Origin of the sequence: Pseudomonas sp. LA5 (assembly GCF_028640825.1) — a bacterium.
Classification (GTDB): Bacteria; Pseudomonadota; Gammaproteobacteria; order Pseudomonadales; family Pseudomonadaceae; genus Chryseomonas; species Chryseomonas aestiva.
In genome coordinates this window covers 10,682-30,643 of the sequence record NZ_JAQYZY010000059.1, presented here as the reverse complement: position 1 = coordinate 30,643, position 19,962 = coordinate 10,682, and the positions used below count along the sequence as shown (strand labels likewise).

General features: G+C 61.8%; 16 protein-coding genes, 1 pseudogene and 1 riboswitch. Of the genes and pseudogenes, 8 read left to right on the top strand and 9 right to left on the bottom strand.

What is annotated here, in order from left to right; all coding sequences use genetic code 11:
- Positions 1-65 precede the first annotated feature (65 nt).
- Together PVZ72_RS22510 and PVZ72_RS22505 are read right to left on the bottom strand one after the other, a co-directional pair.
- Complete coding sequence (locus tag PVZ72_RS22510) at positions 66-788, bottom strand: anti-sigma factor family protein (protein WP_108576350.1); 723 nt, start codon at positions 786-788, stop codon at positions 66-68.
- 29 nt (positions 789-817) lie between these two features.
- Positions 818-1,330 (bottom strand): RNA polymerase sigma factor, encoded by a 513-nt coding sequence (locus PVZ72_RS22505; RefSeq protein ID WP_027597937.1) that lies wholly within the window; start codon positions 1,328-1,330, stop codon positions 818-820.
- A gap of 130 nt (positions 1,331-1,460) precedes the next feature.
- On the opposite strand from PVZ72_RS22505, the gene PVZ72_RS22500 reads away from it, so the two are divergent.
- The 4 genes from PVZ72_RS22500 to PVZ72_RS22485 all read left to right on the top strand — a co-directional run bounded on the left by PVZ72_RS22500 (position 1,461) and on the right by PVZ72_RS22485 (position 4,980).
- Complete coding sequence (locus PVZ72_RS22500) at positions 1,461-1,814, top strand: DUF305 domain-containing protein (protein WP_051398701.1); 354 nt, start codon at positions 1,461-1,463, stop codon at positions 1,812-1,814.
- Positions 1,815-1,819: 5 nt separating this feature from the next.
- Entirely contained in the window at positions 1,820-3,280 is a 1,461-nt protein-coding gene (locus tag PVZ72_RS22495) for a YncE family protein (protein WP_037007585.1), read from the top strand.
- A gap of 32 nt (positions 3,281-3,312) precedes the next feature.
- A complete protein-coding gene (locus tag PVZ72_RS22490; protein ID WP_027597935.1) occupies positions 3,313-3,687 on the top strand; it encodes a COG4315 family predicted lipoprotein in 375 nt (124 codons plus the stop codon).
- Between the two features lie 129 nt (positions 3,688-3,816).
- The gene (locus PVZ72_RS22485; protein WP_027597934.1) at positions 3,817-4,980 is read left to right on the top strand and encodes a TDT family transporter; all 1,164 of its coding nucleotides are present in this window, start codon (positions 3,817-3,819) and stop codon (positions 4,978-4,980) included.
- A gap of 165 nt (positions 4,981-5,145) precedes the next feature.
- Here the strand turns inward: PVZ72_RS22485 and PVZ72_RS22480 are convergent, their stop codons facing one another.
- The 3 genes from PVZ72_RS22480 to PVZ72_RS22470 form a co-directional block, all read right to left on the bottom strand.
- Positions 5,146-5,496 carry a DUF190 domain-containing protein gene (locus PVZ72_RS22480; protein WP_027597933.1) on the bottom strand — a complete coding sequence of 117 codons (351 nt, stop codon included), beginning with the start codon at positions 5,494-5,496 and terminating at the stop codon, positions 5,146-5,148.
- Between the two features lie 10 nt (positions 5,497-5,506).
- The gene (gene crcB / locus PVZ72_RS22475) at positions 5,507-5,890 is read right to left on the bottom strand and encodes a fluoride efflux transporter CrcB (protein WP_027597932.1); all 384 of its coding nucleotides are present in this window, start codon (positions 5,888-5,890) and stop codon (positions 5,507-5,509) included.
- A 107-nt stretch (positions 5,891-5,997) separates the two neighbouring features.
- Positions 5,998-6,058: riboswitch (Fluoride riboswitch) on the bottom strand.
- A gap of 151 nt (positions 6,059-6,209) precedes the next feature.
- Positions 6,210-7,580 (bottom strand): IS3 family transposase, encoded by a 1,371-nt coding sequence (locus PVZ72_RS22470; RefSeq protein WP_081049679.1) that lies wholly within the window; start codon positions 7,578-7,580, stop codon positions 6,210-6,212.
- On the opposite strand from PVZ72_RS22470, the gene PVZ72_RS22465 reads away from it, so the two are divergent.
- Entirely contained in the window at positions 7,579-7,755 is a 177-nt protein-coding gene (locus tag PVZ72_RS22465; protein ID WP_273863045.1) for a nucleotidyltransferase family protein, read from the top strand. The two genes, PVZ72_RS22470 and PVZ72_RS22465, sit on opposite strands and share 2 nt — an antisense overlap.
- A gap of 482 nt (positions 7,756-8,237) precedes the next feature.
- Here the strand turns inward: PVZ72_RS22465 and PVZ72_RS24410 are convergent, their stop codons facing one another.
- Together PVZ72_RS24410 and PVZ72_RS24405 are read right to left on the bottom strand one after the other, a co-directional pair.
- Positions 8,238-8,951 carry a methyl-accepting chemotaxis protein gene (locus PVZ72_RS24410; RefSeq protein WP_372240041.1) on the bottom strand — a complete coding sequence of 238 codons (714 nt, stop codon included), beginning with the start codon at positions 8,949-8,951 and terminating at the stop codon, positions 8,238-8,240.
- A 144-nt stretch (positions 8,952-9,095) separates the two neighbouring features.
- Positions 9,096-10,100: pseudogene (locus PVZ72_RS24405) on the bottom strand (methyl-accepting chemotaxis protein); the annotation flags it as partial.
- Positions 10,101-10,591: 491 nt separating this feature from the next.
- On the opposite strand from PVZ72_RS24405, the gene PVZ72_RS22455 reads away from it, so the two are divergent.
- Entirely contained in the window at positions 10,592-11,581 is a 990-nt protein-coding gene (locus PVZ72_RS22455) for an LLM class oxidoreductase (RefSeq protein ID WP_187980921.1), read from the top strand.
- Positions 11,582-11,840: 259 nt separating this feature from the next.
- Positions 11,841-15,809, top strand: a complete 3,969-nt coding sequence (gene putA / locus PVZ72_RS22450) for a trifunctional transcriptional regulator/proline dehydrogenase/L-glutamate gamma-semialdehyde dehydrogenase (RefSeq protein WP_273863044.1) — start codon at positions 11,841-11,843, stop codon at positions 15,807-15,809.
- Between the two features lie 172 nt (positions 15,810-15,981).
- Here the strand turns inward: putA and PVZ72_RS22445 are convergent, their stop codons facing one another.
- Positions 15,982-18,330 carry an FdhF/YdeP family oxidoreductase gene (locus tag PVZ72_RS22445; RefSeq protein WP_431312660.1) on the bottom strand — a complete coding sequence of 783 codons (2,349 nt, stop codon included), beginning with the start codon at positions 18,328-18,330 and terminating at the stop codon, positions 15,982-15,984.
- A 76-nt stretch (positions 18,331-18,406) separates the two neighbouring features.
- Positions 18,407-18,874 (bottom strand): tRNA (cytidine(34)-2'-O)-methyltransferase, encoded by a 468-nt coding sequence (locus PVZ72_RS22440; RefSeq protein WP_273863043.1) that lies wholly within the window; start codon positions 18,872-18,874, stop codon positions 18,407-18,409.
- 72 nt (positions 18,875-18,946) lie between these two features.
- Here PVZ72_RS22440 and PVZ72_RS22435 point away from each other — a divergent pair, with 72 nt between their 5' ends.
- Positions 18,947-19,504 (top strand): hypothetical protein, encoded by a 558-nt coding sequence (locus tag PVZ72_RS22435; RefSeq protein ID WP_273863042.1) that lies wholly within the window; start codon positions 18,947-18,949, stop codon positions 19,502-19,504.
- The last annotated feature ends 458 nt before the right edge of the window (positions 19,505-19,962 follow it).

Sequence of the window (19,962 nt, the reverse complement as noted above, 5' to 3'; positions counted from 1 at the left end):
GTGAAATGACCCCCAAATGTTGGACAGGGTTGGTTTCAAGCAACGAGCACTGGTCTGAACGGGAACTAGAGAGGTGGCCTCTGCGAGATCGCCTCACGCAAGGTATCAAACGATGCTTCGCTAGGACTCACCAACGCAAAGTTGTAGCCCTGTCCTGACCAATAGTCAGCCGTAACATCGCTTTCCCTACGAGATCCGTGGCCAACGTCGCGCTGGCTGTTGGGATGCCGCACATAGAAGATCACTTGGCGCCCTTTCGTATCCCGGTAGAGCACCATCGCGGCGGCGCCGGTGTCCGTGGCCATGAGACGACCACCCACTGGGATCAAGCCGAAGCGCTCCAGGTTAGGGAGGGCGGGCGCCTGCACAAATGTCCTTTCAAGCCAATGCTGAATCGCACCGTCCTGGCCGGTTACATCGACTGGCGGCCGCCCCTCGGCGCTCGCAAATAGTCGATAAGCCTCCACGGCATCCGCCATTGGAACGTGCGCCCGCCGCAGCATCGATTCCCGTGCCTGCCACCCTAAGCCGCTACCCAGGCCTAACGTCAGCACTAGCGAAGCGAGATAAGTCATACGTCTTTTACGTCTGGCGACTATCCGGTGTCGCACGACTGCTGGCATAAGGTGTGTCGGTAAAGGCTCAAGCACGGGAGAAAAAATCAGCCGTAGCCGACGATTCTGCTCGCGGATATCAGCTACCCGTGCGGCATCTTCCGGATGGGTTGCAAGATAGCGCATCACCTCCTCGTGCCGCAGCGCATCCAACTGATTGTCGGCATAAGCCATCAACTCTTCAGGAGTAGGAGGTCGATACATCATTTCAATACTCGCAAAGCGGCGGTAGCCAAAGGACTTTCGTGGATCTGTCTCAAGGCCGCGCGTGCCCGCGCCAAACGAGACATGACGGTTCCCAGTGGAATGCCAAGCGCCTGTGATACATCGCGATAGCTCATGCCTTCCACCGCGACCAACAGCAGCAGGGCACGCTGTTCGTCATTGAGTCTCTCAAGATTCGTCAACGCTTCTTGATCCAGATAGATCGTCTCAGCCGAAGGCTCAACCGGGACCTCTTGGAATCCCAGCCACTCCAACAGACGACCATAGCGGCGCTCACGACGTCGGCCATCAACGAATTGGCGGTACAGGATGGTGAACAGCCAGGCTCGCACATCACCGGCGGGACAGCGCGTGTTCCCATGCGTAAGCGCCCGTTCTAGACAACTCTGGACCAAGTCATCGGCGCTGGCTTCGTGACGAGTAAGCGATCTTGCGAAGCGACGCAGAGACGGTAGTAGCTGAGAAAGCATGGCGTCATCAAGCATGGACATTCCCCTGGTATCGCTGACAGACGCTTGAGCTGACCTTTTATTCCCCACAATTTTTATTTTTGTAGGTATGGAATAACCCAGACCGTACAAACGTCTGCATTGGAAACTCACCAGTCTGCTGGAGCGCCACGTGTTTTCAGTCAAACACCCGTTGTTGGCAGTCACCCTTCTGGTGCTCGTGCTTCCCATTGCCTGGGCCGAACCTGATAGCAGCGCCGCCACGGCGCAGGCCGACAACCGTCAGGCCATGGATCAGATGATGGCCGCGATGCACAAGCCCAGCAGTGGCAACGTAGACCGCGACTTTGTGACCCAGATGACGGCACATCACCAGGGTGCGATCGAAATGGCACGGATCCAATTGCGGTATGGCCATAACGAACGCCTACGCCGTCTGGCCCAAGAGATCATTGTCACCCAACAACAGGAAATCGCCGTCATGCAGCAGGCGCTTTCTGAATTGCCCGCCTCTCCAACTCGGTAATCCTCATGCCTCGATTGTCGCTCACCCCGCTCGCCGCTGTGTTGTTAGTAATCTCCTGCACCGCTTCAGCCGGTCAAGTTCCGCGTGCTGCTGCACAACCGGACATCACGATTAGTTCCCAAGACCGTGTGTATACGGCGGAGCAGTTCTCCAACACGGTATCGGTGATTGATCCCAGCACGGAAAAATTGCTCGGCGTCATCACCCTAGGCGACAGCCAACCCAAGAACTTGAGTCCTTTGTACAAGGGCGAGCTACTGGTGCATGGCTTGGGATTTTCGCCAGATGGGCGAACCTTGGCCGTCGTAGCGATAGGCTCGAACTCCGTGTCCTTCATCGACACCGCCAACAACCAGGTGAAGGGTAAAACCTATCTGGGTCGCGCGCCTCATGAAGCCTTTTTCACCCCTGACGGCAAAGAGCTCTGGGTCACGGTACGGGGCGAGGACTATATCGCCGTGATCGACCCGGTGACTTTCAAAGAGAAGACGCGAATTGGCGTACCGCCAGGCCCTGGCATGCAGATCTTCTCCCCTGATGGCCGCTATGGCTACGTCTGCTCCTCGTTCACTCCGGAAACCGTAGTGGTTTCGGTTGCCGAGCATCGAATTGTTGGCCGCGTCGCTCAGGCGAGTCCCTTCTGCCCCAACATCGCTGCGTCTGCAGATGGCCAACAGGTCTGGCTCACCCTAAAAGATGTCGGTAAGACCCAGGTGTTCGCAGCCAAACCGCCGTTCAGCTTGATTAAGACGCTTGATACTGGCGCGATCACTAATCACGTCAACTTGGTTCGCAATGCCCGCGGAAGCTTCGCCTATGTAACGGTAGGCGGAGAAAATCGAGTCAAGGTCTTCCGAACCGATGATTTCAGCCAAGTCGCCAGCATTCCTGTTGGCGCTTTGCCCCACGGTCTCTGGCCGTCAGGAGATGGCACGCGGTTGTACGTGGGACTAGAGAATGCTGACAGTGTGGCCGTCATCAATACGCTGACCAATAGCGTTGAAACCACTGTACCCGTGGGGCAGGCGCCCCAGGCTTTGGTCTACGTTCCCCGCGCCGCTACCCAGGGCGCTGGGCTGGCAAATCTTAAGCCGTTAGGGAGCGCCGCCAAGAGTATTCAGATCGCCCTGGCTCCGCCGGGTCAACACGAACGTCATACCACTCAGGTGACACTTTTCGACCAGGGCTTGACTCAGGTCCTGCAGGCCTCGGTTACGGGCCTGGTGGCCAAGCAGCCCTATGTACTAGCGTTGGCTCGTCATGCAGACGGTAGCGGCGCTCTTGAGTCTCTCGCCGCTTTTCAAACCAATCCCGCCGGCGCAGCTATCGTGAATGCGGTAGGACCGATACGCCAACTGGTTCAGCAATCCCAGGCGGATGAACAGCGCTACCTCGTCATCGCACCTGGTGCAGCCGATGCGCCAGGTGCTCCCGTGCAAGTGCAAGTGCTCCAATCGAAATACTAATAACCAATAACCAATAACCATCGAGGTCCAGCATGCTCAGACAAGTGTTGATTGCCACTGCCATTTTCTCCATGACAGGGCTGGCCGTGGCGGCCACGCCCGCCAAGGTTGGCGACACCACCTTGGGTAAGGTGCTTGTGGATGAAAAGGGTATGACGCTTTACACCTTCACCAAGGACAGCGAGGGTAAGTCCGCCTGCAACGGCCCGTGCGCCAAGAACTGGCCGCCGCTGATGGCACCGGCAGGGGCCAAGAGCGGTGACGGCTATACCGTAGTACAGCGTGAGGATGGTAGCCAGCAATGGGCCTATAAGGGGCAGCCACTCTATACCTGGGTAAAGGACAGCAAGCCCGGTGAAACGACCGGTGAAGGTGTCAATCAAGTCTGGCACGTCGCGAAGCCTTGATCGTGGAGCAGTCCCTGCGGACAGCGGGGACTGCTTATCTATTTAGTAGATTACTTTTTATATCATATTCAATTTTTCAGATAATCGAGCCGGGCTAGACTGTTTGCATTCTTCAGCGGAGCTCACCTCATGACATTAAAGGATGCTATAGCCCTGCGCACCGGCGGCAAGCCGCTCAGCCAGCTCAAGCAGCCGCTCGAAGTCGTTCGCCAGTTCACCCCCAACTGGTTTGCGGCAACGATGGGCACCGGTATTTTGGCAATCGCCTTAGCGAGTTTTCCCGCGTCGGTACCCGGCTTGCGTCTGATCGCCGAAGGACTGTGGCTGTTCAACATTTTGCTTTTCGTTCTATTCAGCGGCTTGTATGCCGCTCGCTGGATCTTGTTCTACAACGAAGCCAAGCAAATTTTTGCCCACTCCACCGTATCGATGTTCTTCGGCACCATTCCGATGGGGTTGGCAACAATCATCAACGGGATGCTGATCTTTGGGCTGCCACGATGGGGTGAGGTGGCTGTCACGATTGCCACCGGACTTTGGTGGGTCGATGCGGCCATGGCACTGGTTTGCGGAGTAGCGATTCCGTACCTGATGTTTACTCGTCAGCAGCACAGCATCGATCAAATGACGGCGGTATGGTTGCTACCTGTGGTAGCCGCCGAAGTGGCCGCTGCCAGTGGCGGGCTGTTGGCACCGCACCTAGCCGATGGCGGGCACCAATTCACCGTGCTGGTGACCAGCTATGTGCTTTGGGCCTATTCGGTACCTGTCGCCCTAAGTGTCCTCGTGATCCTGCTATTGCGGATGGCACTGCACAAGCTGCCTCACGAGAACATGGCTGCATCGAGCTGGTTATCGCTTGGCCCCATTGGTACAGGTGCGTTGGGTCTGCTCGTGATGGGCAGCGACGCGCCGGTCATCTTCGCTGCTCACGGTATGGCCGGAATTGGCGCCGTCGCGCAGGGGCTAGGCGTAATTGGCGGGATCCTACTATGGGGACTCGGCTTGTGGTGGATGAGCCTTGCCATACTGATCACGCTGAAGTACGCGCGCCACGGCATCCCTTTCAACCTGGGATGGTGGGGTTTTACTTTTCCACTGGGCGTCTATGCCGTCACGACGCTACGTTTGGGAAGCACGCTTGGGTCAGGTTTCCTTACCGTCTTCGGTGCCTTTTTGGTCGTCGCCTTGACTGCTCTGTGGGCGGTGGTCGCGGGACGCACCCTAGCCGGTGCCTACCGCGGGACGCTGTTCGTCTCGCCTTGCATTGCTCATCTGCAACCACGCAAATGAGGTCGATTAGGTGGCGCCTCGCTGAGCAACGCTACCAAGCTAGGACCATCAGCCCACTCTCTACGACGAGTGAGCTGATGAGTCCGCAAATGGGGCTCAGTGAAAGCCATCCCTTGATGCCGTTGGTTACCGCGGCCGCCTTAACCGATTCAAAGGTGCGTCAGCTCAGGACGAGGATGACTCTGTCTCTTGGGAAGGGCGGTGGCGTCCTACCGTGCCAATCTCGGCAGGCGTCTTGATGTAGAACAGTGCCAAGTCTTCCGATTCGAGGCGTTGAAACAGCATGTCGTGTTGAATTTGAGTCAGCGCCATCGTTACCTGGATGGGCTGATCGGCAAGCTCAAAAAAATGAGCGGAGTGGCGTTTTCCATCTTGGCCAAAGCCTTCAGCCGCCACTGACAACGTTGCGCCACTTAGGTGAAGCTCTTTAGCAAGATCCAGAAGCCAATCTCCAATCTGCTGATGTTCATGGCGACGATTTTGTTCGGTATAGAACGTAACGAGATAGTCGTTCATGCTATTGCCTTTAGCGTGGGTGCAGCAGGTTGATGGTCAAGATACCCAGGGCTGTCATGCACAGGGACCCCACGACATGAACGCTGATTGCAGTCAGCGCCATGAGCAGCCTTCCTTGCTGGATTAGCATCAGTGTCTCAGCAGAAAACGTCGAGAAGGTGGTTAAGCCGCCGCAAAATCCGGTGATCAGAAACAGCCGCCATTCAGGCGCAATCCCGGGCCAAGCAGCGAAGATGGCTACGGCCATTCCGATGATGTAGCCACCTACAAGATTCGCAACGACCGTCCCAGGCGGGAGCGACGGGAACCAGGCATTTAGCTTCAAGCCCAGTATCCAACGGAGCCAGGCACCCAAGGTCGCACCGAGTGCGATGGCTATGAGCGGCTTCAGCATGGAACGTCTCCCAAGGGGAATGGAAGACTAGGGGCCGGGGAGGGATATGGTCGGTGCATAGCGCTGTCCTCGAAAAAGACAGGGCGCACCTACGCACCCTGCCAAGGGGTTACGTAGGCATCATCAGCACGAGGCGGTTTGAGGAGGAATGCCATCTCCTTAGCGGATCATAGCAGCGCAGCAGATGACTTTGAAGATGGCTCGTTCTTGAAGCCGACATGCCTGCCACTGCTTATTGAGACCCGGAGCATGCCTGCACTCCTCAAACGCCGAGGGTCTAGAAACCGATCGACTCTGCGGTAGCTATGAGGCAAACGTCCTATTCGTCACAGGTATTCACAGCTTTCGCTATTGCCAGACGATATTCAGCTGGACTGCGCCCACCCAGTGCCAATTTGATTCGCTCCTTATTGTAGTAGTCGATATAGGCCCGAATTGCTACTGCCAGCTCCTCTACGCTTGAGAACCTGTTGCAGTGGAAAAGCTCAGATTTTAGTACTGCAAAAAAGCTTTCCATTGCCGCATTGTCGAGGCAATTGGCTCGCCTTGACATACTCTGAGTCAGTCCATGCTGACGGATCAGCTGTTGGTAGGCAGGGTATTGATAGTGCCAGCCTTGATCGGAATGGATGAGCGGTTTCTCATGAGGCCGAAGGGTCTTCAATCCGTCTTTCAACATACGTAAGACCATCTCGAACGATGGGCGCTCACTTATCTCGAAAGCCACAATTTCCTTATTGAAGAGGTCAAGAATCGGTGACAGGTATAGCCGGTTTTGATTGACACGAAACTCCGTTATGTCAGTCGCCCACCGCTGATTGGGCTGCGGTGCGGTAAAGCGGCGTTCCAGCAGGTTAGGCGCCACGCAGGACTCCGGCCCTGTGAATGGACGATAGCGACGGCGTCGCAGCGTGCACTTTAACGACATTTCGCCCATCAGCCGCTGTACTGCCTTGTGATTGATCTGCTGCCCCTGATTGCGTAGCGCCTGCGTGATGCGGCGATAGCCATAGCGACCCCGATGATGCGCGAACATCGTCCGGATGCTCTCTTTGCGGGCACCTTGTTTGTCTGGTTGGCGAGTGACCTTGAGGTGGTAGTAGAAGCTGCTTCGAGGAAGACATGCTCCCTGAAGAAGCGCATCAAGTGGATATCGTGACCGCAACTCCTGCACGATAAGTGCTTTCTGCTGATTGTCCAGGTCACTGTCCTTGAGACCCAAGCTCATGGCTTTGCGCAGAAAGGCGTTTTTGACCTGCAGATAGGCAACCTGCTTTTCCAGCTCTCGGACTGGGTTTGCGATGTGGGGCTTGAAAGCGGATGGATCTGGAACGGGAAGAAGGGGCAAGGAGTCACCTCTGCGTTTGCTGGCCAACCCCTCGATACCATACCTCTGCCACGCATCGACCCAGCGCTGCATTTGGGAGCGATTGAGACTAAATCGCTCACTAGCCCGTCGGATTGATAGGCCTTCGACGATCTGTCGCACCACCTCGATCTTGAAATCGATGCTGTGATAACGATAACGCTTTTGTAGAGCCGCTTTTCCGTGATTGGCATAGGCGCCAATCCATCCTTTTACCTGCACCACGCTGACGTCATGCACCCTAGCGAGGTGGCCGTAGCTGCAATCGCCCTTTTGGTACTGAGCGACGATCTTCAATTTGAACGCTAGAGAGTACTTGGGCATGGTACGCCTTCAAGGCAGCGTCCAACTTTCGGGGGTCATTTCACTGCATCTCACGCCCAATCCCTGGCGGCCTCGGCCGGAAGCCTTTCGCCAGCGGCTCGCGACCAAGGGCTGGCTGGAGCGCTGGCCGCGATTGCAGGTACGAACGGATCGCCTGAACGACGACCAGGGTTGAGCAGCAGCGGCGCTGGGAAAGCGTTCATTGCCAGGAACTCGGCAACACGCCAGGCCTTGCCGCCGTAGTGATATCGAAAGGCCTGTGCAGAAATTATCGAGCGATTCGGTGATAAATACCGGAGTGCCAGGTAGAGCTATCTGTTGAGATAAGAGATATCGTTCAACCGATAACAACAGAGAGCAGGTTGTGGAATCCTTGTTTCAAGTTTATGACTGTTGAGGATTCTCTTCGTCCAGAGGCTGACGAACTTCGGTCAGGATGAAGGCTTTATTATTCCCATAACTTCGTAGTTGGTTTTCACTCGATAACCGGGCTTCTTCCGCTGCAGGCTTCTGGCTGGTTGAAGTGTCGCCGAAGTGCATGGACAAGACGCCCCCTGGGCGTCAGGCCTGAACGAGCCCCCGATCATCAATGCCCGAGGTCTTCCGTCCGCGACGAGAGCAGGCCGGGAGTTCGGCGGAACGGGAGCCGAACAGGTATCAGACCCTGAAGCGCGACGTCAGCTCTTGCAGCTGCAGGCTCAGGTTGGCCAGCTCGGTGCTGGAACCGGCGGTTTTCTCGGTGGCGGCTGCGGTCTGGTCGGCGACTTCGTGGACCTTGACCACGCTGCGGCTGATGTTTTCACCGGCCGCGCTCTGCTGCTCGACCGCGGTGGCGATCTGCTCGTTCATGGCCTCGATCTCGCTCACCGCACTGCTGACGCTGCCCAGGACCACGCCCGCCTGGCGGGTCAGGTCGACGCTGTCGCCGGTCAGCTGGATATTGCGGTCCAGGGCGGCGCTCATCTTGTCGGTGCTGCCGTGCAGCCTAGTGATGAGGCTGGCGATCTCGTCGGTGGAGGAGCGCGTACGCTGCGCCAGGCCACGCACCTCGTCGGCGACCACGGCGAAGCCACGGCCCGCTTCACCCGCGCGAGCGGCTTCGATGGCGGCGTTGAGCGCCAGCAGATTGGTCTGCTCGGCGACCGCCTTGATCACGTCCAGCACCCCGCCGATGCGGTCGGCGTCCTGCCTGAGCAACTCCATGGTGGTCTGGGTGCTGTCCACTTCCTGGGCCAGGGTCTGGATCTGGGTGGCGACCTGGTTGACCATCTCGTCACCCTCGCGGGTCTTGAGGGTGGCCTCGCGGGCGGTCGTCGACGCCTGTTCGGCATTGCGCGCCACCTCATTGATGGTGGCGCTCATCTGCTGCATGGCGGTGGCGATCTGCTCGGTCTCCATCTTCTGTGCCGAGGCGCCAGCGCGGGTCTGCTCGGTGATGGCGGAGAGTTCTTCGGCGGCACTGGCGACCTGGATGACGCCATCCTTCTGCTCGCGGATCAGATCGCTCAGATTGACGATCATCAGCTGCATGGCCGCCTGCAACTGGCCGATCTCGTCCTTGCGCGCCGCCTCGATCTGCACGGTCAGGTCGCCGGCAGCGAGCTGCTCCACGGTCGCCAGGGTCTGGCGCAGCGGCGTCACGATGGAGCGGGTAATGATCCAGGCCGCGACCAGGCTGAGCAGTACCGCCAGCAGCAGCCCGCCAAAGAGCATCAGCTTGGCCCCGCGGATATCGTCGAGGCGGAACTGGCTCTGTATCTGTTTCATTTCGTCGGAGGTCTTGAGCAGCACCTGGATATGCTGGTAGAGGCCCTGATTAACCTCCTGGTACGCCTTCTGAATACTGAACAGCTGTTGGACCTGGCGCTGATACTCGTCAAGGAGCCCTGGCAGCTGCTGCAATTCCGGGGTCGAAGGCAGGGTCTTGAGTACCTCGCCGACCCTGTCCAGAGACGCTTGCAAGGCCTCCTGTTGCGGGCCGGCTGACTTGAGTACATAGAGGTGCAGGTGGATCCGCAGCTGCTGCAGCGCCGCCAGCAGGGAAGGCAGCTGGGCGCTGGCCTGATCGCCTTCGCGGTTCAGGACGCCGGACGCCTCCTGCAACCGCTTGTCCAGCATATCGCCCGTGTTGCGCACGTCCTGAAGGGTGGTGGTGCGGTCCTGGGTCACCTTCAGCGTCTGCCGATAGAGGTCACGGTATTCCCTGAGGGTCTGTTCGGTGCGGGCCAGCAGCGCTTTGCTCTCCGGACGTTTGAACAGCGGACGGGCATCCTGCAAGTGCTGTTCGAGGGCATCGATGCCGCTTTTCCAGCGACTGGCCTGATCCGCTTCCGGCAAGATCGCAAAGTCCTTGCGCGCATTGCGCATGTCGCGGGCAAGTAGCCCGATCTGGTTGAACTGTTCGATCAGGTTGCCGCGTCGGCCCAGGGCCTGGATGCCGTTCCAACCGGCATAGGCGATAGCCAGGGTCAGGATGATCAGGACGGTAAAGCCGGAAAACAGCTTCGTACGAACACTCATGTTGCTCATTTTCATGGGGCTATTTCCCAACGTTCGGCGGAAAGTTCCGGGGTTCGAGGAGTGCTGAGGGCGTCGGATTCTAGCCGAGGGTCATGGGGAAAAGTTTGGTATTTACAACATTTAAATAATGGTAAGTCTAATCTTTGTATAAAGGCTTAAAGAGGGATTCCGCTGTTTGCTGGTCCCCAGTATCGGGACTATTGAAGAAGTAGGTTCCTGGCCACGAAGTTCAGGTGAAACGAGTGGTGCCGTTTTAATGGGCTATTTTTTATTAGTCATGCTTTAGTGGTACAGCCAAAGGGTGGGGATCGAGAGGTCCTGGCCTGGACTCGGCAGGGAAGGGCGGCTGGAGGCTTCGTCGCCAGCAGGTGCGGCCCCCCTTGGCGGAGATGAGCGACGCCTCGCGCCCTCATCGGTTGTCTGGCGAACCCTGGAATGCCGTTAGACTCCATAGAAAGGTCATCCGCTTTCCCTCTCCGGCAAGGAATCCCATGTCCACCACGGAGCGTCGCCGCGCCTTTCTGCAGCATCCGGGCTTTTCGCGACTTTTCGCGCCGGGTCGTCTGACCCTGGGTTTTCTGCTGCCGCTGGAAGGCTATCCTGACGATCCCATGCCGACCCTGCGCGACCATGCCCGCCTGGCGCGGCTGGCCGACCAGCTGGGCTTCGCGGCACTCTGGGCGCGCGACGTGCCCTTCTACGATCCCGGTTTCAACGACGCCGGCCAGGTGTTCGAGCCCTTCACCTATCTCGGCTACCTGGCGGGCATCACCCAGCACCTGACCCTGGCCACCGGCAGCGCCGTCATCACCCTGCGCCATCCGCTGCACCTGGCCAAGATGGCGGCCTCGGTCGACCAGTTGAGCGATGGTCGGCTGGTGCTGGGGGTGGCCTCCGGCGATCGTCCGGTGGAGTACCCGGCCTTTGGCCTGGAGAGCGAATTCGAGCGGCGAGGCGAGCGCTTCCGCGATGCCTTCGAGATGTTTCGCCTGGCCGGCGAGACCAATTTTCCCCGGGGTGAATTTCGCCGTTTCGGCGATCTGCAGGGATTGGCCGATCTGGTGCCCAAACCGGTGCACGGCCGCATCCCGGCGCTGGTGACCGGGCGCAGTCGGCAGACGGTGGACTGGATCGCCGCCAAGGCCGATGGCTGGTTCTACTACTTCGTGCCCGCCGAGCACGTCCCGGCCCTGACGCGGGTCTGGCGCGAGGCGCTGGACGAGATCGGCGGGCGCGAGCTGTTCAAGCCCTTCGCCCAGGGGCTGTTCTTCGAACTGGCCAGCGATCCGGCCCAGCCGCCTCGGCCCATCCATGCCGGACTGTCCTGCGGGCGGCGAGCGCTGGTGGACTACCTTGCCCAGTTGCAGGAGGCGGGGGTCAATCACCTGGCGCTCAACCTGCGGCCCTCGCGGCGTCCGGCCAGCGAAGTGGTCCAGGAACTGGGCGAATTCGTCCTGCCGCATTTCCCTTCCCTGGCCTGAAGCCAGCGCCTTGGTGTGAAGCCAGGTAACACTTGCCAGGCTAACGATCGCTCTTCGTCCGGCAGGCTCTCCTCTGCCGGGGGTTCAACCTGGTCGCACCCCTTGGCCTGATCTCTGCATAGCCTTGCGATCTGTTACCCACCCGCTGGTGCAACCAGATCGACGGTAGAGCCTCATGGGTTGCACTTGGTTGCACTTTTATTTCGAGCAGCGCTAAGCTGCGCCGAATTTCGACGCCTTCTTGCTTGAGGACCTGCGCATGGCCACTACCACTACCCTGGGCGTAAAGCTCGACGAAGCCACCCGCGATCGTCTCAAGGAAGCGGCGCGCCGCATTGATCGGACGCCTCACTGGCTGATCAAGCAGGCCATCTACACCTACCTGGAGACCCTGGAAAGCGGCGCGACCCTGGCCGATCTGCAGGGTATCGCCCAGCGTCTGGCCGAGGGCGACAACGAAGCCGTCGAGGCCCTGGCCGATCCGGTATACCAGCCGTTCCTGGAGTTCGCCGAGAGCATCCTGCCGCAGTCCGTGCTGCGCTCGGCCATCACCGCCGCCTATCGCCGGCCGGAAGAAGAGCTGCTGCCGCTGCTGCTGGAACAGGCGCGCCTGCCCGCGGCCCAGGCCAAGGCTACCCACGAACTGGCCCATCGCATCGCCGAGAAGCTGCGCAATGCCAAGGGTGCAACCGGGCGCTCCGGAATGGTGCAGAGTCTGCTCCGCGAGTTCTCGCTGTCCTCCCAGGAGGGCGTGGCCCTGATGTGCCTGGCCGAAGCCCTGTTGCGCATCCCGGACAAGGGCACCCGTGATGCCCTGATCCGCGACAAGATCAGCACCGGCAACTGGCAGCCGCACCTGGGCAACAGCCCGTCGCTGTTCGTCAATGCCGCCACCTGGGGCCTGCTGCTGACCGGTCGCCTGGTGTCGACCCACAACGAGGCCGGCCTCACCAGCTCGCTCAATCGCCTCATCGGCAAGAGCGGCGAGCCGGTGATCCGCAAGGGCGTGGACATGGCCATGCGCCTGATGGGCGAACAGTTCGTCACCGGCGAGACCATCGCCGAGGCCCTGGCCAACGCCAGCAAGTTCGAGGCGAAGGGCTTCCGCTACAGCTACGACATGCTGGGTGAAGCGGCCCTGACCGAGGCCGACGCGCGCCGCTACCTGGCCTCCTACGAGCAGGCCATCCACTCCATCGGCAAGGCCTCCCACGGTCGCGGCATCTACGAAGGCCCGGGCATCTCCATCAAGCTCTCGGCGCTGCATCCGCGCTACAGCCGCGCCCAGTACGACCGGGTGATGAGCGAACTCTACCCGCGCCTGCTGGAACTGACCCTGCTGGCCAAGCGCTACGACATCGGCCTGAACATCGACGCCGAGGAAGCCGATCGCCTGGAGATCTCCCTGGATCTGCTGGAGCGTCTGTCCTTCGAGCCGCAACTGGCCGGCTGGAACGGCATCGGCTTCGTCATCCAGGCCTACCAGAAGCGCTGCCCGCTGGTGATCGACTACCTGATCGACCTGGCCCGGCGCAGCCGTCGCCGCCTGATGATCCGCCTGGTCAAGGGCGCCTACTGGGACAGCGAGATCAAGCGCGCTCAGGTGGAAGGCCTGGAGGGTTATCCGGTCTATACCCGCAAGGTCTACACCGACGTGGCCTACCTGGCCTGCGCCCGCAAGCTGCTGGCCGCGCCGGAAGCCATCTACCCGCAATTCGCCACCCACAACGCCCACACCCTGGCCGCCATCTACCAGCTCGGCGGGCAGAACTATTACCCCGGCCAGTACGAATTCCAGTGCCTGCACGGCATGGGTGAGCCGCTGTACGAGCAGGTGGTGGGCAGCGTCAAGGACGGCAAGCTGGCGCGGCCCTGCCGCATCTATGCCCCGGTGGGCACCCACGAGACGCTGCTGGCCTACCTGGTCCGCCGCCTCCTGGAAAACGGCGCCAACACCTCCTTCGTCAACCGCATCGCCGACCACTCCATCTCCCTCGACGAGCTGGTGGCCGATCCGGTGGTGCAGATCGAGCAGCAGTCCACCAGCGAAGGCGCCATCGGCCTGCCGCATCCGCGCATTCCCCACCCGAGCGCCCTGTACGGTGCCGAGCGTTGCAATTCCAGCGGCCTGGACCTGTCCAGCGAGCACCGCCTGGGTTCGCTGTCGGCCGCGCTGCTGGCCAGTGGCAACACCGCCTGGGAAGCCCGTCCGCTGCTGGGTCGCGCCAGCGAGCCGTCGATTCCGCAGCCGGTGCTCAATCCGGCCGATCGCCGCGACCGTGTCGGCCAGGTCAGCAACGCCACTCGCGCCGATGTCGACATCGCCCTGGAAGAGGCCCTGACCGCGGCGCCCATCTGGCAATCCACCCCGCCCGAGCAGCGCGCCGCGGCCCTGGATCGCGCCGCCGAACTGATGGAGGCGCAGCTGCAGCCATTGATGGGCCTCCTGGTGCGCGAGGCTGGCAAGACCTACGCCAACGCCATCGCCGAGGTACGCGAGGCAGTGGATTTCCTGCGCTACTACGCCGCCCTGGTGCGCCGTGACTTCGCCAATGACAGCCACCGCCCGCTGGGCCCGGTGGTCTGCATCAGCCCCTGGAACTTCCCCCTGGCCATCTTCAGCGGCCAGATCGCCGCAGCCCTGGCCGCCGGCAACACCGTGCTGGCCAAGCCGGCCGAGCAGACTCCGCTGATCGCCGCCCAGGCCGTGCGTCTGTTGCTGGAAGCCGGCATCCCCGAGGGCGTGCTGCAGTTGCTGCCAGGTGAGGGCTCCACCATCGGCGCCGCCCTGGTCAACGATGTGCGGGTCAAGGGCGTGATGTTCACCGGCTCCACCGAGGTGGCCCAGATCCTGGCGCGCAACATCGCCGGACGCCTGGACGCCCAGGGCCGGCCGATCCCGCTGATCGCCGAGACCGGTGGCCAGAACGCCATGATCGTCGACTCCTCGGCGCTGGCCGAGCAGGTGGTGACCGACGTGGTCGCCTCCGCCTTCGACAGCGCCGGTCAGCGCTGCTCGGCCCTGCGCGTGCTCTGCGTGCAGGACGACGTGGCCGATCGCGTGCTGGAAATGCTCAAGGGCGCCATGGCCGAATGCCGCCTGGGCAACCCGGAGAACCTGGCCATCGACATCGGCCCGGTGATCGACGGCGAGGCCAAGACCACCATCGACAAGCACATCCAGACCCTGAGAGGCAAAGGCCGCCGGGTGCACCAGGGCGGTCGCGTCGAAGGCGACGCCATCCACCGTGGCACCTTCGTCATGCCCACTCTGATCGAGCTGGAAAGCCTGGCCGAATTGGGTCGCGAGGTCTTCGGGCCGGTGCTGCACGTGGTGCGCTATGGTCGCAAGGACCTGGACAAGGTGATCGACCAGATCAATGCCACCGGCTACGGCCTGACCTTTGGCGTCCACACCCGCATCGACGAGACCATCGCCAAGGTGATCGAGCGCGCCCATGCCGGCAACCTCTACGTCAACCGCAACATGGTCGGCGCGGTGGTCGGGGTGCAGCCCTTCGGCGGCGAAGGCCTCTCGGGCACCGGTCCCAAGGCGGGCGGTCCGCTCTACCTCTATCGCCTGCTCAGCACCCGTCCCGATGGCGATCCCGCCGTGGCCCTGGCCAAGGGCAGCACCGGCGAGACCGAATGGCAGGTGCGTGATGCCCTGCGTCAGCAGGCCGGCAATCCGCTGGGCGCCCTGCACGACTGGGCCAGGCAGCAGGGCCTGGGCGAGCTGGAGCAGGCCTGCCTGAGATTCGCCGAAGAATCCCTGAGCGGCCTGACCCGCCTGCTGCCGGGTCCGACCGGCGAGCGCAACAGCTACAGCCTGCTGCCACGTAGCCGGGTGCTGTGCCTGGCGGCCGACGACAGCGATCTGCTGCTGCAACTGGCAGCGGTCATGGCGGTGGGCAGCACGGCGCTAATCGAGGAGGCCCACAAGGCCACCCTGAATCGCCTGCCGCAGGCTGTACGCTCGCGGGTGCAGGTGGCGGCCGACTGGCGCAAGGACGAGGTCGCCTTCGAAGCGGTCCTGCACCATGGCGATTCCGATCAGCTGCGCCAAGTCTGCCAGCAGGTGGCCAAGCGCAGTGGTCCCATCGTCGGTGTCCAGGGCCTGGCCCGTGGCGAAACCGCCATCCCGCTGGAGCGCCTGCTCATCGAGCGCGCCCTGAGCGTGAACACGGCAGCGGCCGGCGGCAATGCCAGTCTGATGACCATCGGTTGAGGGCTCGTCGGGCTGAGCTGGATGCAGCGAAGCCCGCCATTCGCGTAGCCGTTGGGCTTCGACGATGGAGCTGTCTCAGCCCAACCTACTAAAGCACGTCCGTAGGTTGGGTTGAGCGTAGCGAAGCCCAACAGCAGGCCATGGCCTAGCTCAGGCGAGACTCCAGCAGGGCCTAATACTGCGCCCCATACCCCTCCGGCTCTACCGGAAAGCCGCCGTCGTTCGCCGCGATCAGCTTGTTCAGACGGACCGGGATGGCCTTGGCCGCCGGTACCTTGCTGCCTTCGGCATGGTGCCAAAGCGGGATCAGGGCATTGCATTCCGGGTAGTAGCCGCCACAGGCGCCTTCCGGGATGTTATAGGGCGTGACCCGCAGCGGTCCCACTTCGCGGCGCACGCCATCGTCGGCCACCGTCGACACCTGCACCTTGTCGCCTTCGGCCAGACCCAGGCGTTCGATGTCGTTGCGATTCATGAAGAGCACCGCCCGGGTGCCCTTCACGCCGCGGAAACGATCGTGATAGCCGTAGATGGTGGTGTTGAACTGGTCGTTGCTGCGCAGCGTCATCAGGGTCAGGACGTCACGCCCGCTCGCGGGCATGTCCGGGTCTTCTTCCAGGCTGCGTGGCACGATGAGATTGGCCTTGCCGGTTTCGGTCTTCCACTCGCGCTTGGCCGCTGGCAGCGGACGATGGAAGCCACCTACCTCCCACATCCGCGCATTGAAGTCGTGGAAGATCTCCGGAAAGGAGAGGGCGATCTCGTCGCGGATAAGGGCATAGTCGGCCACCCAGGCATCCCAGGTGACCTTGGGGTTTTCCGGCAGGGTAGCCTTCGCCAATCCGGCGACGATGGCTGGCTCGGACAGCAACTCACCCTCGGGCGGCTCGGCCGCGCCGCGCCAGCCGTGGATGCAGCCGGTGCTGTCCTCGGTGCTATGGGCCTGTTCCACCTCGTTCTGGCGATCGATCTCGGTCCGCCCCAGGCAGGGCAGCAGGTAGGCTTTGTCCGCCGGCACCAGATGATTGCGATTGAGCTTGGTGGCGATCTGTACCGACAGGCGCAGGGTGCGCCAGGCGGGCTCCATCAGGCTGGTCTCGGGAATGGCGCGCAGGAAGTTGCCGCCCAGGCCGATGAAGGCCTTTACCGAGCCGTCGAGGATGCCTTCGCAGGCCTCTACGGTATTGCGGCCCTTGTCTTGCGGCGGCGCGAAGCCGAAACGCTCGCCCAGCTGCTTCAACGGCGCCAGTTCCGGTTTTTCGGTGATACCCACGGTACGCTGACCCTGGACATTGGAATGCCCCCGAACCGGACAGATACCGGCACCAGGCTTGCCGAGGTTGCCGCGCAGTAGCAGCAGGTTGGCCAGCATCTGGATGGTTTCCACCCCGTAGCGATGCTGGGTCAGCCCCATGCCATAGATACCGATGACCTTCTGGCAGCGGGCATAGACGGTAGCGGCCGCTTCCAGCGCACTGCGGGTAAGGCCCGACTGGCGCTCCAGCTGCGGCCACTCCTGACGTTGCAGCCATTCGCAGAAGTCGGCGAAGCCATGGCAGTGCTCGGCGATGAAGGCATGATCGAGCACCGCGGCCTGGCCCTGTTCACGGGCCTGGTCATCGGCGGTCAGCAGCGCCTTGCACATGCCGGTAAGGGCCGCGAGGTCGCCACCCGGCTTGAGCTGATGGTACTGGGTGCTGATCTGGGTGGGGTGGTCGGTCAGCATCTCCACCGGCGATTGTGGATTGACGAAGGTTTCCAGGCCACGTTCGCGCAGGGGGTTGAAGGTGATTATAGGCGCGCCACGTTTGCGTGCTTCCTGCAGGTCATGCAGCATCCGCGGGCTGTTGCTGCCCGGATTCTGACCAAAGAACAGCAGGCAGTCGGTCTGATCGAAGTCGTCGAGGGTCACGGTGCCCACGGTCACGCCGATGCTCTTGGGCAGGGCCACCGAGGTGCTTTCGTGGCACATGTTGGAACTGTCCGGCAGGTTGTTGGTGCCGTACAGGCGGGCATAGAGCTGATAGAGGTAAGAGGTTTCCAGCGCGGCCCGACCCGAGGCGTAGAAGATCACCGAGTCCGGATCCAGCGCCTTGAGTTCGGCGCCGATGTCGGCGAAGGCCTCGGCCCAGCTCACCGGCCGATAACGGTCGCTGGCGACGTCGTAGCGCAGGGGGTGGGTCAGGCGTCCGACCTCTTCCAGATCGTAGTCGCGCCAGCCGCGCAGTTCGGTGAGGGAATGGCCGGCGAAGAATTCCGGTCCGCACCTCTTGCTGGTGACCTCCCAGGCAGTGGCCTTGGCGCCGTTCTCGCAGAATTCCAGCGGGTGGGGCTTGCCCGGCTTGGCCCAGGCGCAACTCACGCAGGCGAAGCCGCCATGCTTGTTCTGCCTGGCCAGCAGGGCGCCGGACTTGAGCGGCACCCGTTCGCGCAGGACGATCTCGGTCACCGAGCGCGCCGAGCCCCAGCCACCGGAGGGCGCATCGTAGCGTTCAACCTTGGGTTTGCCGATCTTGCTCATGGTGCGCCTCGTGTGACGGTCTGGCGATGTGCCTGTAGGTCATGGGACGGCGCGTCTGGCGGGAAGGTTCTGACGGTCAGCCCGGCGGTGCGGCGAAGCCCTGTTGCCGCCAGCCTTCGTAGACCGCCACGGCCACGGTGTTGGACAGATTGAGGCTGCGGCGATTGGGCAGCATGGGCAGGCGCAGCCGCTGCTCGGGCGGCAGGGACTCCAGCACCTCGGCCGGCAGGCCGCGACTTTCCGGGCCGAACAGCAGCGCATCGCCCGGCGCATAGGCGATCTCGGTGAAGGGATGGCTGGCCTTGGTGGTGAAGGCCAGCAGTCGGGGTGGCTGCAAATCTGCTATACAGGCCGCGAGGCTGGCATGGGTCCGCACGCTGGACCACTCGTGGTAGTCCAAGCCGGCGCGGCGCAATTTCTTGTCGTCCAGCGCAAAGCCCAGTGGCTCGATCAGATGCAGGCGGCAGCCGGTGATGGCGCACAGGCGAATGACGTTGCCGGTATTGGGCGGAATTTCCGGTTGGTAGAGGATGATGTCGAACATGAAGGGCAGGGCGCCTGGCAAAGCGCCTATGGTACTGCGCCACCGCCGCGCCGTCGCGAGCGGGGTAGGGCGATGAACCTCTGGCGCCGGCTGGTCGACTGGCTGTTGCGCGAACAGCGCGCCCGCCGGGAAGAACTGGCGCGGGTGGAGGATCCCGACCTGCTCAAGGCCGAATGGCGCAGCCAGCGCCAGCGCCTGACCCTCTGGCTGGCCTCGGCGGCGCTGGGCGCCGGCCTGTTCGGCATGATCATCGGCCAGCTGGTGTACCAGCGTACCCATCCCGATCCCTGGTCGTCCGAGGCCCGCCGCCCGGTCATCCTGGGGGTGGACAGTCGCCAGGAAGCCGGCCGCTTCGAATTGCTGATCACCGCCGATCGCTCGCTGTTCTACGAACGCTATCGCCCCGACGGCGCCCTCAGCCTGCGCCTGCCCCGCGCCCGCTGGGACGGCGGCGAACGCCAGGGGCGGGTGGCGCGGCCGGGCGGCAGCTTTTCCTGGACGGTACGCCAGGACGGACAGGACCTGAAGATTTTGCTGGTAGGCGTCGGCGGCGCCCTGCAGGCCAGTGATCGTATCGTCGAGGAAGGTGAGGACTGGGTGCTCCACGTCGAGGTCCCGCTGACCCGCTGAAATGCCCCGTTATCAGGCAAAGGGCCGCTGGTTTGCACCAGAGCGGAACGGGATGTGGCGCCGAGTTGCCTAGGTGCTTCGTCTGCCACGGCCAATCCCATGGGCTTGGCCGTGGGGTGAAAAGCGCTCTAGCCTGGGGTTCGCGACTTTTCACGGACGAAAAAAGAGGCCATCACACTGGGTGATGGCCTCGAGAAGAAAAGAGGGGATTCCCCAGCCTGCCTGTACCGAGGTCCCCAAAAGGGTAGTTACCTAGGATATTGCAGGAGGTGTGCCAAGTTTTGGTTTGGGTGTTTTGGGGGGGGCTTTGCTACCTGGGTTGAGTGTTAGCGAAGCCCAAACGTCTCGGGTTCGGGCTTAAGGCTGCCTCAGCGGATTATCGCAGTTTGCTGATCGTTTTATTTTCGCCCCCCTCAGGCGAGTCACTTTTGCCAGTCGCGGCTGCGCGCCCCGGACAA

Coding starts and splice junctions, on each gene's coding strand:
- PVZ72_RS22510 (WP_108576350.1), bottom strand. CDS start 788: ATGGCTTATGCCGACAATCAGTTGGATGCGCTGCGGCACGAGGAGGTG.
- PVZ72_RS22505 (WP_027597937.1), bottom strand. CDS start 1,330: ATGTCCATGCTTGATGACGCCATGCTTTCTCAGCTACTACCGTCTCTG.
- PVZ72_RS22495 (WP_037007585.1), top strand. CDS start 1,820: ATGCCTCGATTGTCGCTCACCCCGCTCGCCGCTGTGTTGTTAGTAATC.
- PVZ72_RS22490 (WP_027597935.1), top strand. CDS start 3,313: ATGCTCAGACAAGTGTTGATTGCCACTGCCATTTTCTCCATGACAGGG.
- PVZ72_RS22485 (WP_027597934.1), top strand. CDS start 3,817: ATGACATTAAAGGATGCTATAGCCCTGCGCACCGGCGGCAAGCCGCTC.
- PVZ72_RS22480 (WP_027597933.1), bottom strand. CDS start 5,496: ATGAACGACTATCTCGTTACGTTCTATACCGAACAAAATCGTCGCCAT.
- crcB (WP_027597932.1), bottom strand. CDS start 5,890: ATGCTGAAGCCGCTCATAGCCATCGCACTCGGTGCGACCTTGGGTGCC.
- PVZ72_RS22465 (WP_273863045.1), top strand. CDS start 7,579: ATGGTACGCCTTCAAGGCAGCGTCCAACTTTCGGGGGTCATTTCACTG.
- PVZ72_RS22470 (WP_081049679.1), bottom strand. CDS start 7,580: ATGCCCAAGTACTCTCTAGCGTTCAAATTGAAGATCGTCGCTCAGTAC.
- PVZ72_RS24410 (WP_372240041.1), bottom strand. CDS start 8,951: ATGCAGCAGATGAGCGCCACCATCAATGAGGTGGCGCGCAATGCCGAA.
- PVZ72_RS22455 (WP_187980921.1), top strand. CDS start 10,592: ATGTCCACCACGGAGCGTCGCCGCGCCTTTCTGCAGCATCCGGGCTTT.
- putA (WP_273863044.1), top strand. CDS start 11,841: ATGGCCACTACCACTACCCTGGGCGTAAAGCTCGACGAAGCCACCCGC.
- PVZ72_RS22445 (WP_431312660.1), bottom strand. CDS start 18,330: ATGAGCAAGATCGGCAAACCCAAGGTTGAACGCTACGATGCGCCCTCC.
- PVZ72_RS22440 (WP_273863043.1), bottom strand. CDS start 18,874: ATGTTCGACATCATCCTCTACCAACCGGAAATTCCGCCCAATACCGGC.
- PVZ72_RS22435 (WP_273863042.1), top strand. CDS start 18,947: ATGAACCTCTGGCGCCGGCTGGTCGACTGGCTGTTGCGCGAACAGCGC.